The sequence below is a fragment of the Flagellimonas profundi genome, from assembly GCF_017313275.1.
Lineage (GTDB): Bacteria > Bacteroidota > Bacteroidia > Flavobacteriales > Flavobacteriaceae > Flagellimonas > Flagellimonas profundi.
Genome location: NZ_JAFLNM010000002.1, coordinates 89,306 through 107,229, shown reverse-complemented (window position 1 = coordinate 107,229; position 17,924 = coordinate 89,306). Strand labels below are relative to the sequence as shown.

14 protein-coding genes are annotated in these 17,924 nt (G+C 41.8%); 10 read left to right on the top strand and 4 right to left on the bottom strand.

Annotated features, from left to right (window positions below):
• Window positions 1-49 precede the first annotated feature (49 nt).
• The 5 genes from J0654_RS09410 (at window position 50) to J0654_RS09390 (ending at window position 6,952) form a co-directional block, all read left to right on the top strand.
• Entirely contained in the window at window positions 50-2,782 is a 2,733-nt protein-coding gene (locus tag J0654_RS09410; RefSeq protein WP_207028261.1) for a TonB-dependent receptor, read from the top strand.
• Window positions 2,783-2,791: 9 nt separating this feature from the next.
• Window positions 2,792-4,156, top strand: a complete 1,365-nt coding sequence (locus J0654_RS09405; protein ID WP_207028259.1) for a DUF5689 domain-containing protein — start codon at window positions 2,792-2,794, stop codon at window positions 4,154-4,156.
• Between the two features lie 157 nt (window positions 4,157-4,313).
• Window positions 4,314-5,972, top strand: a complete 1,659-nt coding sequence (locus J0654_RS09400) for a hypothetical protein (RefSeq protein ID WP_207028257.1) — start codon at window positions 4,314-4,316, stop codon at window positions 5,970-5,972.
• Between the two features lie 11 nt (window positions 5,973-5,983).
• On the top strand, window positions 5,984-6,421 hold the full coding sequence (locus tag J0654_RS09395) for a hypothetical protein (protein ID WP_207028255.1): 438 nt from the start codon (window positions 5,984-5,986) through the stop codon (window positions 6,419-6,421).
• 69 nt (window positions 6,422-6,490) lie between these two features.
• Window positions 6,491-6,952, top strand: coding sequence for a hypothetical protein (locus J0654_RS09390; RefSeq protein WP_207028253.1), 462 nt, complete (start codon window positions 6,491-6,493; stop codon window positions 6,950-6,952).
• A 53-nt stretch (window positions 6,953-7,005) separates the two neighbouring features.
• Here J0654_RS09390 and J0654_RS09385 read toward each other — a convergent pair whose 3' ends face one another.
• Window positions 7,006-7,536, bottom strand: a complete 531-nt coding sequence (locus tag J0654_RS09385; protein WP_207028252.1) for a lipid-binding SYLF domain-containing protein — start codon at window positions 7,534-7,536, stop codon at window positions 7,006-7,008.
• A 235-nt stretch (window positions 7,537-7,771) separates the two neighbouring features.
• Here J0654_RS09385 and katG point away from each other — a divergent pair, with 235 nt between their 5' ends.
• The 3 genes from katG to J0654_RS09370 all read left to right on the top strand — a co-directional run bounded on the left by katG (window position 7,772) and on the right by J0654_RS09370 (window position 11,343).
• Complete coding sequence (katG, locus tag J0654_RS09380; RefSeq protein ID WP_417948857.1) at window positions 7,772-9,991, top strand: catalase/peroxidase HPI; 2,220 nt, start codon at window positions 7,772-7,774, stop codon at window positions 9,989-9,991.
• Window positions 9,992-10,089: 98 nt separating this feature from the next.
• Window positions 10,090-10,566 (top strand): ankyrin repeat domain-containing protein, encoded by a 477-nt coding sequence (locus J0654_RS09375; RefSeq protein WP_207028249.1) that lies wholly within the window; start codon window positions 10,090-10,092, stop codon window positions 10,564-10,566.
• On the top strand, window positions 10,567-11,343 hold the full coding sequence (locus tag J0654_RS09370; RefSeq protein WP_207028248.1) for a nitrilase family protein: 777 nt from the start codon (window positions 10,567-10,569) through the stop codon (window positions 11,341-11,343).
• Here the strand turns inward: J0654_RS09370 and J0654_RS09365 are convergent.
• Window positions 11,327-12,895 (bottom strand): Ig-like domain-containing protein, encoded by a 1,569-nt coding sequence (locus tag J0654_RS09365; protein ID WP_237685951.1) that lies wholly within the window; start codon window positions 12,893-12,895, stop codon window positions 11,327-11,329. The two genes, J0654_RS09370 and J0654_RS09365, sit on opposite strands and share 17 nt — an antisense overlap.
• Window positions 12,896-13,011: 116 nt before the next feature.
• On the bottom strand, window positions 13,012-13,710 hold the full coding sequence (locus J0654_RS09360) for a ComF family protein (RefSeq protein ID WP_237685950.1): 699 nt from the start codon (window positions 13,708-13,710) through the stop codon (window positions 13,012-13,014).
• 48 nt (window positions 13,711-13,758) lie between these two features.
• On the opposite strand from J0654_RS09360, the gene J0654_RS09355 reads away from it, so the two are divergent.
• Complete coding sequence (locus J0654_RS09355; RefSeq protein WP_207028241.1) at window positions 13,759-14,655, top strand: coiled-coil domain-containing protein; 897 nt, start codon at window positions 13,759-13,761, stop codon at window positions 14,653-14,655.
• 36 nt (window positions 14,656-14,691) lie between these two features.
• A complete protein-coding gene (locus J0654_RS09350) occupies window positions 14,692-16,233 on the top strand; it encodes a glycine--tRNA ligase (protein ID WP_207028239.1) in 1,542 nt (513 codons plus the stop codon).
• A gap of 3 nt (window positions 16,234-16,236) precedes the next feature.
• Here J0654_RS09350 and J0654_RS09345 read toward each other — a convergent pair whose 3' ends face one another.
• On the bottom strand, window positions 16,237-17,904 hold the full coding sequence (locus J0654_RS09345; RefSeq protein WP_207028237.1) for a formate--tetrahydrofolate ligase: 1,668 nt from the start codon (window positions 17,902-17,904) through the stop codon (window positions 16,237-16,239).
• Window positions 17,905-17,924: the final 20 nt, after the last annotated feature.

The window sequence follows — 17,924 nt, the reverse complement described above, 5'->3', positions numbered from 1 at the left end:
GTTTGTACAGCAATTACAACCCCTTTTCTTAATTAACCTACAATAAGCTATGAGGCTAGCCATAATAGTGGCCGTGCTTTGTTGTACATCGCTGTACGCACAACAAAGTACCCGAATTACAGGGCAATTGATGGAGAAGGGTTCGGATATACCCATTTCGAATGCAATAATTACCCTGGAAAGCACTTCTCAAGAATTCCCAGCAAACAACAAAGGCGAGTTTGAAATCCATCTAACCCAAACTGGAGAGCAAATACTCCAAATATCCACTTTAGATTTTATTTCAAAGAAGTTTTCGGTCTATCTGGAGGGAAATCCGATTGATTTAGGATCGATTTATCTGGAAAGGGATATTGCACGTGAACAAACCGATAATCTGATTTCACTTACCGATGGCGACCTATCCGACGATTTTGAAGCTGTTTCCAGCTCCATGGGGCTGTTGCAATCTACACGAGATATATTTCTGAATCGGGCAGCGTTTGATTTTGGACAGGCCTTTTTTAAGGTTCGAGGCTACGATTCACGAAATGGCCAAGTGTTGATGAACGGTGTTCCAATGAACAAATTTTTTGACGGCAGGCCACAATGGAATAATTGGGGTGGACTTAATGATGTTGTTCGCAATCAAGAATTTACCAATAACCTAAGGTTGAACCCTTACACCTTTGGTGGAATTTTGGGCAACACCAACATCAATACCCGACCTTCTGGTTTTCGACCGGGTCTAAAATTGTCCTCATCAATATCCAATCGTACTTATCGCGGTAGGTTGATGGCTACGTACAATTCCGGAGAAAAACCAAACGGGTTGGCCTATTCCGTATCCGCTTCGCGCCGATGGGCCAAAGAAGGTTTTGTAAAGGGAACTTTGTACGATGCCTACTCGTTTTTCGCTGCCCTAGAATATCAATTCAACCCCCAAAATAGTATTACGTTCACGTCATTGTTGGCACGTAACCGTCGTGGACGTTCCTCTGCTTTGACCGAAGAGGTTTTTGATTTGATGGGAGGTCGGTACAATCCGTATTGGGGCAAGCAAGATGGTAAAATTCGCAACTCAAGGGAGCGGGAGATTTTTGAGCCTTTGTTTCTCCTCAATTACACGTTGGAGAAGAAAAAAATCAATTGGAATGTTGGAGTGGCCTATCAAACAGGGATCAATTCCAGAAGTAGACTTGGCTATTATAATGCGCCGAATCCCGACCCAACGTACTACCGGTATTTGCCCAGTTATCACATCAACAGTTCCATTGGGGCGGATTTCATCAATGCAAATTTGGCGAAAGAAGCATTTTTAGCGAATCCTCAATTGGATTGGGAACAACTTTATACAGCCAATGCCAATAATGGCGAAAAAGCATCCTACTTACTTTATGGTGATGTTGCCCAGAACACGACCATTTCTAGCGCTACCAGTTTTACTTGCACTGTGAGCGATTTGATACAACTTGGGTTTGGCGGGAATTATAGAACCACGACATCCGAGAACTATGCAGTGATTCAGGATTTGTTGGGATCCATATACCACCAGGACATGGACACCTTTTCCAATACCTTGAACGATGTTGATGGGGAATTACAGAAAACCGAAGGTGAAAAGTTCAATTACCACTATAATTTGGAAGCTTCCCAAATGGAAGGCTTTGCTCAAGTTCAATTGACCTTCAAGAAATGGGATGGATTTATATCGGCCTCGTACTCCAATTTTACTGTGCAGCGTGATGGCTTCTTCAAAAATGAACGCTATTTGGAAAATTCCTTTGGAACGGGAGAAAAAACAGCATTTTCCAGTTTGGCATACAAAGGCGGATTTACCTATTTCGTAACGGGAAGACATTGGTTCACGGCAAATGCAGCGATGGTGGAAAGACCGCCCATCATTCAAAATATATTCATCAACCCGCGAGAAAATAATGAAACTGTTCCAGGGCTTCAGAAGGAGATGGTAAGCAGTGTGGATTTGAGCTATTTTATCCGCTTGCCCAGCTTAACGGGACGAATAAGTGCGTTTTACTCAAGGTTTCAGCATACTACCGATATCAATTTCTTTTTTGTGGATTCAGGATTGGGTTCCGATTTTGTTCAGGAAGTGATTACGGGACTGGACAAGCTCCATAAGGGCATCGAGTTTGGATTTGAGTATGAAGCTTCATCCAGCGTAAAATTGACCGCTGCTGGGAATGTGGGCCATTATGTGTATGCTAGCGATCCATCTGTTCAGATTAATTTTGATACGGCAGGTCCCGAAGAAGACCTTATTGCTCCCGAAGGGAATATAGATTTGGGTATTGCCGACCTCAAGGATTTAAAACTGGCTCAAGGTCCACAAACCGCACTTGCGCTGGGAGTATCCTACCGAGCGCCAAAGTACTGGTGGATAAGCGGCACGACCAATTATCTCACAAATAACTACATCAATCTATCAACGATCACCAGAACTTCCAGTTTTTTGATGGACCCCGAAATGGGCGAACCATTTCCAGATGCTTCGGAAGAGCATATTGCCAAGTTACTAAAGCAAAAACAACTGGAAGACATTTACTTGCTCAATCTGGTCGGTGGTAAATCTTGGCTCATCGATGGTAAGTACATCAGCTTCTTTGCAAGTGTCAATAATGTTTTTGATGCGGTTTTCCGCACGGGTGGGTACGAGCAGAGCAGGAACGGGAATTTTGGTCAGTTGAAACAGGACAACCTGAGTGGCTCGCCCTCCTTTGCGCCAAAATATTGGTACAGCTACGGAAGAACCTATTTCTTGAATTTGGCCATTAGCTTTTAAAACCTACTTATGAGAAATTTGATTTTTAAGATTTTTGAAACCATCATTTTAATGTCTCTTTTATGTTGTGTGGATGGAAGGGAATTTGATGAAAATGAAAGGAATTGTACAACCGACATGGAGGCCAACATCACTTTTGCCGGGTTGGATTCCTTGGTACAAGACGAGGTGATTCAGATTCAAGAAGAGCTGATTTTGGAAGGCTACGTCATCTCATCCGATCGAGCTGGGAATTTTTTTGGACGGCTGTACCTGCAAGATGCACTCAGTAATCCATCAATGGGCATTCAATTGGAAATGGATTTGAGGGAATCCCATTTACAGTTTCCGGTGGGGAGCAGGGTATTGTTAATGCTGAAAGACCTATATCTCGCCAAAAGAGGAAGTACCATTAGAGTAGGGAGTGTTTTCTCATCTTTTGGAAACCTTTCCATTGGAAGATTGCCAAAAGGAAAGGTTTTTGACCATCTTTTAGTGTTGTGCGATGATGGAGGGACCCCTGATCCTGTGGTTGCAACCATTCCTGGATTGGATAAGCTACCATCAAACATATTAGTGCAATTGGAAAGTGTTGAGTTTGCCGAAGAAATCTTGGGGGAAACTTATGCCGTTGTCCAAGAAGAAACAGAAAGAACGCTAATGGATTGCGAAGAAAACGAGATTTCGCTTGTAAATAGTGGTTATGCCGATTTCCAATCCGAACCATTGCCCAAAACAAATGGAACGCTCACGGCGATTTTAATCAAGGATGGTGATACCCCTCAATTGGTGATTCGCACTTTGGATGATGTAAACTTTACCAAAGAACGATGCCCGGAAATCATTACCGAGTTCACTTCCAACCAAATTTTTATTTCTGAACTGGCCGACCCGGACAACAATGCCAGCGCCCGTTTTGTGGAGCTATATAATGCAGCATCCGAACCGTTGGATTTAAACCTGTGGACCCTTCGCAGGTATACCAATGGTAATACGGAAGTAAGTTCTTCCATTGATCTGTCGGGCTTAAGTATTGATGCCGAGGCTACATTGGTTATATCTCCCAATGCCGGGGAATTTGAACTGGTCTATGGATTTGCCCCCGATTTGGGCGTGTCCACCAACAGTCCTGCAGACTCCAATGGAGATGATAATCTGGAATTGGTTGACCCTTTTGGCACCGTGATCGATGTATTTGGAGTTATTGGGGAGGATGGTTCGGGAACCAATCACGAGTTTGAGGATGGTAGGGCCATACGCAACCCTGGCATTATATGTGGAAACCCAACCTTCACCTTTGGTGAGTGGACCATTTATAATGATTCAGGAGGGGCGGGCACAGCGGATTTGCCCCAAAATGCCCCCGAGGATTTTACCCCAGGGGTTCGGGATTGAGATACAATTGTACCTATAGCTTCCCCATTATTAATTGAAAATGGGCATCCGTCGACCCAAAAGGGCCATCCGTTAATCGGGCCCAGATCTGCGCATTGCATTTCCTTACCTTATCTAAGGAACAGCATACCCCAAGAACATTTCAATTCTTTTAAGTATGGAACAAAGAAAAATGTATTGGGCCAATGTATGCATGGTCATGGTGATTTGTTGGTTGGCCTCGTGCGAAAAAGAGGCGGTAATACCCGAAGAGACACAACAAGTTGATCTGGAGGAAAGGGATACTTTGCAAATGATCAAGCTTGGCAAAAAATTGGAGAACCCCTATTCGGTGGCGAATATGAGGAAGGCTTGGGAAAGTTTAAAGGAAAAATCAAAAGTATCAAAAGATGGAGAAATTGAAACAACCCACATATATGTTAGGTTTAAACCTAAAACAGAAGGGGAACTTTCAACACTTAAAACGGATTCTACTCTGGCATTATATGATATTCCTTTAGATTTTGAAATCAGTGAAACTGGCGACTTTTACCATGATCCGGAAATTCCTACAGATCAACCTACATATCAATACGCTTCTGTTCCCATAAATCATGGACTTCCAGAAAACATAGATTATGAGGTTTTAGAAGAGCTTTTTGTTCCAGATGAAGACAATGACCCCGATGATGGTTCTAAACCCGCTTTCGCAGCCAAGGAAACTATATATCAACTAGTTGACGAATCTTTGCGATTAACAGGTAATTTAGATGATGAAATAGGAGACGCATTGACTGCCAAAAGAAAATGGAGACCCTCAGGTATTATTAAGGTTTATGATCATATAACCAATTCTTATGTTGGTGTTTCCGGTATCAAAGTAAGGGCTAGAAGATGGTTTACCACAAGAAGGGGGTTTACTGATAAAAATGGCAGGTATTCATGTAATGGCAGATTTAGACGAAAAGCCAATTACAGTATCAAATGGGATAGGTACGAATTTAGTATACGGGCAGGCTCTTATGGGCAGGCTATCTTGAATGGTCCTAAAAAGCGAGGTGATTGGAATGTAAATTTGGGAAGTTCATTGAGCAAGGTGGTCAATGATAGACAACAGTACTATGCACTTATTCACCAAGGTGCCATGGACTACTATTACGGTAGTAGATTTGGGTTAACATCCCCTCCGCGTAACCATATTTTAAAAAGGCAGTTGAAAATAGCGGCACGTCAAAAAAATGATAGGTCATCCTATGTAAAGGCTCGAAGGATTTGGTTTGGCAGTGACATTTCCTTATTGGAATGGAAGTCAAAATCAGATAAAGTTTATGGGACCATAGTTCATGAATTGGCCCATGCGGCACATAGGGAAGTGGACAGAAATGCATACAATGCTGTGGTCTGGGATGCATGGTCCGGACCCTGTACTTCTTCTAATGGTTGTGAAAACCCTGGGCCTACAGGAACAAACCGTCGTAGATTGTTGGAAACCTGGGCATCAGCTGTAGAAGTTACGTTTGTGTTGCACAGATATAGAAAATACTTCAATAGGTCAAACTATAATTATGACAGCGAAATAAACTTGCAATTGCAAAGAATCTTAGACAAACCCTATTATACATCAGCCGGTTATGACATGATCGATGATGTCAACCAAAGAAATACTTATGGTTCACTTTATCCCATTGACAGGGTTAAAGGATATACCATAAAACAATTGGAAGGGGCTTTGGTTGGGGCCAAATCATGGAACCAGTGGCGAGACAATATCAAGAACAAATATAATAATGCTACCGAAAAATATTTAGATGAACTGTTTAACAATTGGAAGGATTAAATTTAAAAAGTATGAAGAATATATGCTTTCTATTGGCCCTGTTGCTTATTGCATGCGGTGAAAATTTTGGCGAGAGGGATGTCTATTACTATTCCATGGAAAATAAAAGTGGAAAACCTATTGTGATCAAAAGTTACAGATCTGATTTTCCAGATGCAGAGCCTGAAATTACCAATCTGGCTGTCAATGAAAAAGTGGAAAAAGTGTTTAAGGATGGATTGCCACCAAGTGGGTATAGTTTCAAGGTTTTTTTGAGTGGAAGTAGTTTGTATGATTCCCTTGTAATTATTTATGCCGATGAGAAAATGTCAATTTTCAAAGAAGAGTGCAACCAAAACAAAAGGAACCCCATAGACTATTGTATTCATTCGGATGATTTCATAGAGGATTTTGTGTTTACAAAAGAGGATTATAACAATGCTATGGATTGCAATGGTACATGTAATTAATGCAAGGAGTTCAATTATAATGCCCAACCCCTAAAGGAGCAGGTTTTCTAAACAAATTAAAATAATACCATGAAAACTATAATCTATTTTACAATTGGCTTTTGGTGTTCCATGCATTTGTACGCCCAAGACTTTTCCCTTAAGCAACAACAACGGTTAGAAAAATTTGGGCTTAATTATGCCTATCTTATCGAGCAGAGCGAGACAAACGAAGAACAGTTGCGCGAAATTTTAGATATGGATCGAAAGCGAAAGAACAGTCTTATCATTGGGAGTACTTTTGTAGGTTTGGGATTGGTAATGCTTACTGGAGCAAGTTTGATTTATTCTCAGGATAGTGGTTGTGATGATACGGATTTCTGTGAAAATATGGGTGCAACTCTTCTTGGAGGAGGATTGATGGCTCTGGGCACCATGGAAATCAGTGTATCAATACCATTGTTGGCCAATTCTTATCTGAAAAAGCGAAAAAGGAACAAAATGATTAGGGAAATACAATGGCAAAACCCTGTTCCACTACAGTTGCAATAAAAAAAGCCCCTTTTAAAAGGGACTTCCCATTTATACGTACAATGGCAGAATGCTTAAAAAGCCTTATACTTGAATTTTTGTCCACCCACCGAGGCATCGGCCATTAGGCCTGCTTTGGGCAAGGCAAAAACGGCTACCCCATCTTTGTATTTGGCCTCAAAGGCAATCCCAGATTTCAAGGCCACTGCAGAGGTTTCCGCCGCAAACTGGAATTTTTCGGTTTTAAAACGTTGTAGGTCCACATCCGTTTCAAAGAAAATCACCTCAATAATGGCCTGTCCGCCAGCTTGCAGTCCGATGTTCAGTTTTTTAAGGTCGGCCATGCCCACGGCGTTGCCATTTTCGTAAACCACACCGTTGCCCGATGCTCCGCCGATAATAAAACCTCCTTTGCCCACATTCGGAAAAATCACATAACCTGCGGACTCATCAAAAAAGCGCTCCAAACCTGGACTTGTCTCCAACAAGGTGGTTTTTGCCTTTTGTGCATCCGCCATAATTTTCCTATCTTTTTTACTTTGTGCAAATGCACTTGTTCCTAGTAATAGTAAACTGATCACTAGGATGGATTTTATCGTTTTCATACTATTTATTTTTGGTGTTACTCAAAGTTAGAAAACCTAGTCGCGGATTTTAGGATAGGCTTTCCCAATAATTGTTAAGAAAAGCATATGAGCTAAGGTTTTTCTATACTGAGTCCATCTACGATAGAGAACAGTTATGTTTTAATAGTATTTTAATATTAAACCTCTATGATAAGGAGGTGTGATTTTGTATTTTTATTATTCTGAAAATCTATTTAAAAACAACTATATAATCATGAGTAAAGAAATGGCAAATGGAGCAGACGAAAGTATGTGCCCATTTTTAAACGAAGTTGCCGGTGGAGGTACACAAAATGAAGATTGGTGGCCTAACCGACTTAAGTTGGAAATTTTGAGCCAGCATTCAGAGAAGTCAAATCCAAATGGGAAAAAGTTCAATTACGCAGAAGAATTTAAAAAATTGGACTACGATGCACTTAAAAAAGACCTTTTGGATGTTATGACCGATTCACAAGATTGGTGGCCTGCCGATTTTGGCAGCTATGCCGGCTTGTTTATCCGTATGGCATGGCATAGTGCAGGAACCTATCGTGTTCAGGATGGTCGTGGAGGCGGTGGACGTGGTCAACAACGTTTTGCACCACTAAATTCTTGGCCAGATAATGTGAGTCTGGACAAAGCTCGTCGTCTGTTGTGGCCCATCAAACAAAAATATGGTCAAAAAATATCTTGGGCAGACCTTATGATATTGGCCGGAAACGTTGCTTTGGAATCTACAGGTTTCAAAACCTTTGGTTTTGCAGGTGGTCGTGAAGATGTGTGGGAGCCAGACCAAGATGTATATTGGGGTAACGAGACTGAATGGTTGGCAACAAGTGATACGCCAAATAGCCGTTATCAGCATAATAAAGAAGAACGTGAAATTGAGAATCCATTGGCAGCTGTGCAAATGGGATTAATATACGTGAACCCAGAAGGACCGGACGGTAACCCTGACCCAGTAGCTGCTGCACATGACATTCGCGAGACATTTGAGCGTATGGCGATGAACGATGAAGAAACTGTAGCGCTTATCGCTGGAGGTCATACCATTGGTAAAACTCACGGTAATGGTGATGCTGACAAAGTAATGATGGACGCAGATCCAGAAGCAGCAGATTTGGAATTGCAAGGCTTCGGATGGGTCAATAAAAATGGTTCCGGAAAAGGTTCAGATGCCTTTACTTCAGGATTGGAAGTGATTTGGACGTCTACCCCGGTAAAATGGAGCAACGACTTCTTTAAGTTTTTGTTTGAATATGAATGGGAATTGACCAAAAGCCCGGCCGGTGCACACCAATGGGTAGCTTCAAATGCGGAGGCCATTATCCCCGATCCTTTTGGTGGACCTAACAGAAAACCAACTATGTTGACCACAGACCTTTCGTTGCGCTTTGATCCTGCGTATGAGAAAATTTCACGAAAATTCTATGAGGATCCAGAGGCTTTTGCCGATGCTTATGCCCGCGCATGGTTTAAGTTGACACACCGTGATATGGGACCACTTTCCCGTTATCTTGGACCAGAGGTGCCCAAAGAGGAACTGATTTGGCAAGATCCAATTCCTGCGGTAGATTATACCTTGGTTGATGCTTCAGACATAAAGGAATTGAAAGCAAAAGTATTGGACTCAGGTCTTTCGGTTTCTGATTTGGTGTATACAGCTTGGTCATCTGCGGCTACTTTCCGTGGTGGAGATAAGCGTGGTGGTGCCAATGGTGCACGTATCAACTTGGAGCCAATGAAAAGTTGGGAAGTAAACAAAGGAACCGATAAAACCATTAAGGTTCTTGAGGGTATAAAAAATGAATTCAATAGCAATGCCGGTGGAGGCAAGAAAATCTCCTTGGCCGATATGATAGTTTTGGCCGGAAGTGCCGCTGTTGAAAAAGCAGCTAGCGATGCCGGTGTTTCTACTGAAGTACCTTTTACTCCTGGTAGAAACGATGCAAGTCAAGAGCAAACCGAAATTGAATCAGTAGACTATTTGAACACGCCTTATGATGGATTTAGAAATTATGTGGTTGAAGGCGTAAAAGTGCCCGCAGAGCATTTGTTGGTGGATAAAGCGCAATTATTGACGCTGACAGCACCTGAAATGACTGCTCTTGTAGGAGGTCTTCGTGTACTTGGCGCCAACTTTGATGGTTCAAAACACGGAGTGTTTACAAACAATGTCGGAGTGTTGAGCAACGATTTCTTTGTAAACTTACTTGATATGTCTACAGAATGGAAGGCTGCGAACGACGAAAAATCACTTTATGAGGGAGTTGACCGTAAAACAGGCGATTTTAAATGGTCTGGTACCCGAGTGGATTTGGTATTTGGTTCCAATTCAATTTTAAGGGCTTTAGCCGAAGTTTATGCCGAGGCGGGATCAGAAACAAAGTTTGTGAATGATTTTGTGGCCGCTTGGACCAAAGTTATGAACCTTGATCGCTTTGATTTGGATTAATTAATCCAACAAGGCATAAAACAGAAAAAGAAAATCAATCACAAAGACTGCCATGGCCTACAGGGTTGTGGCAGTTTTTTTATAACTTTCAATTAGCTATGAGCAACAAAGAAGAACTCTTCAATAACATCAGAAACGGGAACTTAAAAGAGGTAGAGAACCTGTTGGAGAAGGCCCCTGAGTTTTTGGAGGCCCAAGACCAAAGAGGGTCCACACCCTTATTGTTGGCGGCATACTATGGCCATGAGGATATGGTGCAATTTTTACTCGACAAAGGAGCTCAAGTGGACGCCTTGGATGGTTCCGGTAATACGGCACTCATGGGGGTTTGTTTTAAAGGATACACCAATATTGCAGAAAAATTGATCAAAGCAGGGGCCAATGTTAGCCAAAAAAATGCGATGGGGGCCACTTGTCTAATTTATGCCGTAACCTTCAACAGAAAGGATATTGCAGAACTGCTTTTAAAACATGGTGCAGATACATCTGTAAAAGATGCTAGGGGGAAAACCGCGATGGACCTTGTTCTGGAGCAAGGAAATACCGAATTGGAAGAACTTTTAAAAAAATACTAGATGCCCGCAACCTTGAACACTGCTTTGATTCAAACTGATTTATATTGGGAAGACCCGGTAAGCAATCGAAAAATGTTTGAAAAGAAAATAGCGAGCATTCCTGATGATGTGGATTTGATCGTACTGCCAGAAATGTTCACTACGGGGTTTACCATGAAACCTGAAAACATTCAACTATCTGAAGGAGAGGGTACGGTAAGATGGATGAAACAAATTGCCCAACAACAAAATAAAGCGCTTGTAGGAAGCATTGTTTTTCAAGAAAACGGCAAATTTTTCAATCGATTATATTTTACATCACCAAAAGGGCATACCAAAATCTATGATAAAAAACACACCTTTACCCTAGCTGGTGAAGATGAAGTTTACGAGGCGGGTCGTGAAAAACTAATTTTTGAATACAACGGGTTCAAAATTTGCCCTATGATCTGTTATGACCTGCGCTTTCCTGTTTGGGCCAGAAATACGGAGGATTATGATGTGTTGATCTATGTGGCCAATTGGCCCAAAAAAAGAATCAATGCTTGGGATACACTTCTAAAGGCAAGGGCTATTGAAAATATGGCTTATTGTATTGGTGTAAACCGAACTGGAACGGACGGGCTGGATTTTGAATACCCCGGTCATTCCGCAGTTTATGACGTTTTGGGCAAAACCTTGGCTTTTTCTGAAGATGAAAAAATTCTGTATGCTACTTTGGATAAAGAACATATTGAGTCAACAAGAAAAAAATTGAGGTTTTTGGAGGATAGGGACCGCTTTAATTTGATAGGATAAAGGTTTCTTCCATTTCCCAGTTGGCCCTGACATCAATAACTCCCGGGTAATAACTTACGCTTTCGGGTTGGATCTTTTTTAGATAATTGCCCGTATCCAATTTGCCATTTCCGTTTTCATCCAAAATTACTCGGGCCACGTATTTACCGGGATTCAAATTGTTGAACTCAAAGATTTGGGATTCAGAAGCGATGATTTCTCGTTGTACCTCCCCTTTTTCATTGGTTAATTGCATTATTACGGGATAAGTTACATCGCCTCCTAAAACTATTCTTAGGTTACCATAGTCAGCATAACTCCCTGTGGACATATTGTAATCAAGCGAATCGTTCTGTACCCCAAAAAAATCGGTGATGGCACCCGGTAAAAGGACAAAGGAATATTTTTGGTTGGGCTCCAATTCAAAATCAAAATCCACCTTATTTTTTAATGTATCTAGGGTATAGGTATAGCTGGCTGGAATGGAGTCACTGACTAGTAAGGAAATGTTACTGGTGTCCAATGTAGCAATGGGCGTATTGGCCAAAACACTGAATGTATCTTCAAAATCAAACTTTCCGCTAGCGGATGAGGTAAGTTTTAGGGAATCCAAGGGCAGGTCTCTCATTTTTACGGTAAAAGTGTCCAACACCTGTGCCTTTTCGTTCTCAACCGTAAAATTAATGGAATCCAATTCGGTCGGGGTGAACCAATAATTCAAGGTGTCCTTGTCCCATTCTTTTAAAATAGTGGTTGTAACGGAGTCGGGTAGCGAAGTCAAGGTTTGAATGTCCATATCCCTATGGTCTCCCTGATATCCGAAAATAATCTTGTTCTTGGCAACCAGGCTTGGCACGGAAGCTTTATAATTTAACTCTTCCCTGAACAGGTTCAATAAGTAGATGGAGTCTGTTGGTATGGTAATGGTATCTTCAATAAATCCGATTTTATCCTGTCCTTGGTCGAACATGTTGTTCTTGTTCACATCTTTTAGGCCAAATAGGGCATACTTTCCCGCTTTCAGGTTCTGCAATTCAAAAAGAGGAAGACTATCACCTGTATTTGTGATGTACAGAGGCGGTTCTTTGTAGATGATGGAATCGCTATAAGTGCTATCAATAGCATAAAGCATTACACTGATAAACTCATCCGCTTTTCTGTTGACGGCATCTTTTACGGCACCCGAAAGTGTTAGCGAATCCAAATAGTCGCCCGTTGAGAACACATAGCTCAAAAAACTATTGGGATTCCCTTCGTTGTTGTCCACAATACTTTGACCGAAATTGATGGTATAAGTTGTGTTTTCCCTAAGGGTATCCTTAATAATCAACTCAATATACTTGCTTGGGGTACCCATTGGGGTTATTTCCGCTGCGTTCTTAAACGGAGGGGAGACCACCAATTGGTTTTGTACATCCTCCAACTTGATGAGTTCATCAAAATAAAGACGTATTTTTTTTGCCTTGAAATTTGTGGTGAAATTTTCAGGTTCGGCCCTAACTAACTCCGGAGGTGTAGTGTCTTTTGGGCCACCACTTGGAGAACCCCTTTTGGCACATTGCCATAAGGCCATAACCATAAAAGTAAAAAAAAGAAGTCCCAACAATTTTTTTAAGTGCACCATGCCTAAAAATAATGTGGAACAAAGAAACAACTAATTTAAAAAATGAAACCCCGCATTAGTAAATTTTAACCCTCTGGCACCATGGCCATGCTCAAAACGGAAATTTCCAAATCATTTTGTTGAAGGAGCGTGTGTGCACAAGATTCGATGGTAGCTCCGGTAGTGATGACGTCGTCCACCAAAAGGATATGGTTATATTTTTTTTGAATTTGGGATTCATTGAGTTGAAATGCATTTTTGGAACTTTCCCAACGACCTTGTCGGCCTTTTTTGGTCTGGGTTTTTATGTTCTTCACTTTTATCAGCCAATCATCACAATATTCGGCTCCAATATGGTCAGCTATTGTTTTGGCAAATAATGCCACTTGATTGTAACCACGTTTCTTCAATTTTTTTGGATGTAAAGGAACGGGTACCACAGCATCAATATATTTTAGTTGTCCATTTTCCTTGAAATGGGTGCCGCACCATTCTCCAAAAAAGCTACCGATTTGTTCCTGATTTTTATATTTCAACCAGTGCAACATATTTTTTATGTGCCCATTTTTTGAGAAAAAAACAAAAGAAGCCGCCTTTTTTATAGGAGTTCTCCCATAAAATATACGGTCCACTGCATTTTCTTCCAGATAGTTATGATCGGTGAGCGGCACATCGTGTCGACAAACGGTACACAAAATGTGTTCTCCACTAAATAATTGGGCATTACATCCAAAACATACCCTTGGCAATAGGATGTTGTTAATCTCGTTTATTATCTTAGCCAACCTTTTTGGTGTCAAATCTTTTACATTTTAGAGTAGTCTGTCAACCCCATGAACTCCCAAGATAACAATTTCAACTACAAAATTATCTTTGCCGCAATGGCCGCGGTAATTGTGGGGATTCTTATTGCCTTTTATTACAGCTACGCCCAATCCAAAAACCAAATGATCTATTTGGAGGAGGAGAAGTCACTTTTGGTGAAAGACCTTACCTTGATGCGAGCGGAAGTTGACCGTTTGTCCGGATTGAATGAAGTAAATGAAATTGAGTTGCAGACCTCACGCTTTAGGGTTCAGCAATTGTTGGATTCGGTAGGAAGGTTAAACTTCAGCATCACCAAATTAAAGGAAACCAGAAAAGAACTTCGGAAATTGGAATTGCGATTTGACAGTTTAAAGCTCAAAAATAATTTTCTTAGGTATAACAATAGCTTATTGGCCAGCAAATATGATGAAACCTTAAAGCAACTCGAGGAGCTTCGAGGGAGGGCCAGTAGCATGCAACAAACCGAATCTTTGCTTCGCGAGACCAATAAGGAACTTACTCGTGAATTGCGAATCAAAAGTTATCTAAAACTGCAGGATGCCGAGGGTAGTGGGTTTAGACTAAGGGCAGGCAGGCCCATAAAAACCAATAAGGCTTCGGTGATCGAAAAGCTGAGGGGATGTGTTACTATTTTGAGCGACCCCAATTCCGATGGCGATATCAAAGTGCTATACCTTCAGTTCTTGGACCCCAATATGGCCATAATCGAGGATAATGCCAATACCATTTCGGTAAGCGGAAACACGTACAGCAAAAAAGTGGAGATCGTTTATACTGGAAAAGAAATCAGTATTTGCGATGCCATCACCGTTCCTGAAGGATCTTTGCCCGAAGGAATTTATACCTTAAATGTATTTGAGAACGAAAGATTGTTGGCTTCAACTGAATTTCAGCTGAAATAGCATACTACTTTTTGGGTAAAATTCTATTTTTGCCCAATGGCAAATCAGGAAGACATTTTTAAGAAAGTTATCTCCCACGCAAAGGAGTACGGTTATGTATTTCAATCCAGTGAGATTTATGATGGACTCAGTGCAGTTTACGACTACGGTCAGAACGGTGCCGAGCTAAAGAAGAACATTCGCGAATATTGGTGGAAGGCCATGGTTCAGCTCAATGAGAATATCGTGGGCATCGATGCCGCCATATTTATGCACCCAACTACTTGGAAGGCTTCTGGCCACGTTGATGCCTTCAATGACCCTTTAATAGATAACAAGGATTCCAAAAAAAGGTACCGTGCCGATGTTTTGATTGAAGATTATGTCGCCAAGATTGAAGCCAAGATTGAAAAAGAGGTAAAAAAAGCGGCCAAGCGATTTGGTGATAGTTTTGACAAGGAACAATTCCTTTCTACCAATAATAGGGTGCTGGGCTATCAAGAGAAAGCCGATTCCATTCTAAAAAGAATGGGGAAATCCCTCGAGAATGAAGATTTGGCCGATGTAAAAGCCTTGATTGAGGAATTGGAGATAGCGTGTCCCCTCTCTGGATCAAAAAACTGGACTGATGTAAAGCAGTTCAACCTAATGTTCGGAACCAAATTGGGAGCTTCTGCCGATAGTGCAATGGATCTATACCTTCGTCCAGAAACCGCACAAGGTATATTCGTCAACTTTTTAAATGTTCAGAAAACCGGAAGGATGAAGATTCCGTTCGGGATTGCCCAAACAGGTAAAGCCTTCCGTAACGAGATTGTTGCCCGTCAGTTTATCTTCCGTATGAGGGAATTTGAACAGATGGAGATGCAATTCTTCATAAAGCCTGGAACCCAATTGGAGTGGTACGAAGCCTGGAAGGAAAAACGAATGAAATGGCACCTTTCCCTTGGAATGGGAGAGGACAACTACCGTTTCCACGATCATGAAAAATTGGCTCATTACGCCGATGCTGCCGCTGATATTGAGTTTAGGTTCCCATTCGGATTCAAGGAACTGGAAGGAATCCATTCCCGTACCGATTTCGATTTGAGCAAACATGAAGAATATTCCGGAAAAAAACTCCAGTATTTCGATCACGAGGAAAACAAGAGCTATACTCCTTATGTGTTGGAAACTTCCATAGGATTGGACCGTATGTTCTTGGCAGTTTTTTCCAATTCGCTACAGGAAGAGGAACTCGAAAATGGTACCACGCGTACTGTACTTAAGATTCCAGCTGTTTTGGCGCCGAACAAGGTGGCCGTTCTTCCATTGTTGAAAAGGGACGGACTTCCAGAAGTTGCCCAAAAGTTGGTGGACGAGCTCAAGTGGGATTTCAATGTGGATTATGATGAAAAGGATGCCGTAGGTCGTCGTTACCGTCGTCAAGACGCCGCTGGGACCCCTTTTTGTGTAACCATAGATCATCAGACATTGGAAGATGATACGGTAACCATAAGGCACAGGGATACCATGGAACAAAAGCGCGTGAAACTTTCAGAGGTGAAAGAAATCATCTCCAAAGAGGTGGACATGCGCTACTGGTTACAGAAAATCTAAGGTTTAAAACAAGCCCGTAATTTCACCATTGTCGTTAATGTCGATGCCTTCGGATGCTGGATGTGCCGGTAACCCTGGCATGCGCATAATATTACCCGTAATCGGAATCAAGAAACCTGCACCGAGCGCAATCTCTATTTCCCGTACCGTGATGATGAAATCCTTTGGCCTGCCCAACAGCTTTGGATTGTCAGATAGGGATTTTTGTGTTTTGGCAATACAAACCGGTAATTGTTCCAAACCTAGATCAGCAATTTTTCTGAGGTCGGCTTTGGCTTTTGAGGTGTAGTCGACATACTCCGCACCATAGATTTCCGTGGCAATAGTCGCAATTTTATCTTTTACACTGGATTCCCAATCGTAAAGCGGTTTGAATGCCGAAGTGCCGGATTCAACGATTTCAATAACTTTTTTAGCCAAATCTTCAGCACCTTCGCCCCCTTTGGCCCAAACATTGGCAACAGCCACACGTATACCTTTCGAAGCGGCCAATTCCATGATTACTTGTATCTCTTCATCTGTATCCGATACAAATTTATTGATGGCTATTACGGGAACTACTTTGAACTTCGTTATGTTTTCCAAGTGTTTTTCCAAATTCGGCAATCCTTTTTTCAAAGCTTCCACATTGGGTTCTGTCAAGGATTTTAAATCTACCCCACCGTGGTATTTTAAGGCACGAATGGTAGTGGTAAGTACTACGGCCTTTGGCTTTAAACCCGCACTTTGGCATTTAATGTCGAAGAATTTTTCAGCTCCTAGATCAAAACCGAATCCTGCTTCGGTGACGGTATAATCGGAATGCGACATGCCCATTAGGGTCGCAATTACGGAGTTGGTGCCCTGTGCAATATTGGCAAAGGGCCCACCATGGATAATGGCTGGGTTTCCTTCGATGGTCTGTACCAAATTCGGTTTTATGGCATCTTTTAATAAAGCGGCCATGGCCCCCTCGGCCTTTAGGTCTTTGGCGTAAATGGGTTTTTTGTCGTAGGTGTAGCCCACAAAAATATTTCCCAATCGTTCTTTTAAATCGGTAAGACTTTCCGCCAAGCATAGAATGGCCATAATCTCGGAAGCTGCGGTAATGTCAAAACCAGTTTCCCTTGGAACGCCGGAGGTTGTTCCACCAAGTCCTACGATAATATGGCGTAAGGAGCGGTCGTTCATATCCATCACCCTCTTCCAGCCAATGGTTCTAGGGTCTAATAGTAGAGAATTGGTCTTACTCTGGATATTGTTGTCAATAATTGCAGATAATAGATTATGTGCCTTTTCAATGGCTGCGAAATCCCCCGTAAAATGTAGGTTGATGTCCTCCATGGGAAGTACTTGGGAATATCCACCTCCTGTTGCACCTCCTTTTATACCAAAAACAGGTCCCAAGGAGGGCTCCCGTAAAACGACCGTCGATTTTTTGTCCAAACGGTTCAGTCCTTCGGAAAGACCAATGGACATGGTAGTTTTACCTTCTCCTGCAGGAGTTGGGGAAATGGCCGATACCAAAATAAGATTGCTCTTTTGGGCTTTTTCACGATTTATGGCTTGTAATGGAAGTTTGGCCTTAAATTTCCCGAACATTTCAATGTTATCGGGGTCTATTCCAAATTTTTCGGCAATGGAAGATATGTGTTTCAAAGAAACACCTTTGGCGATTTGCAAATCGGTCATAGTGTAGTTTTTTATGTGCA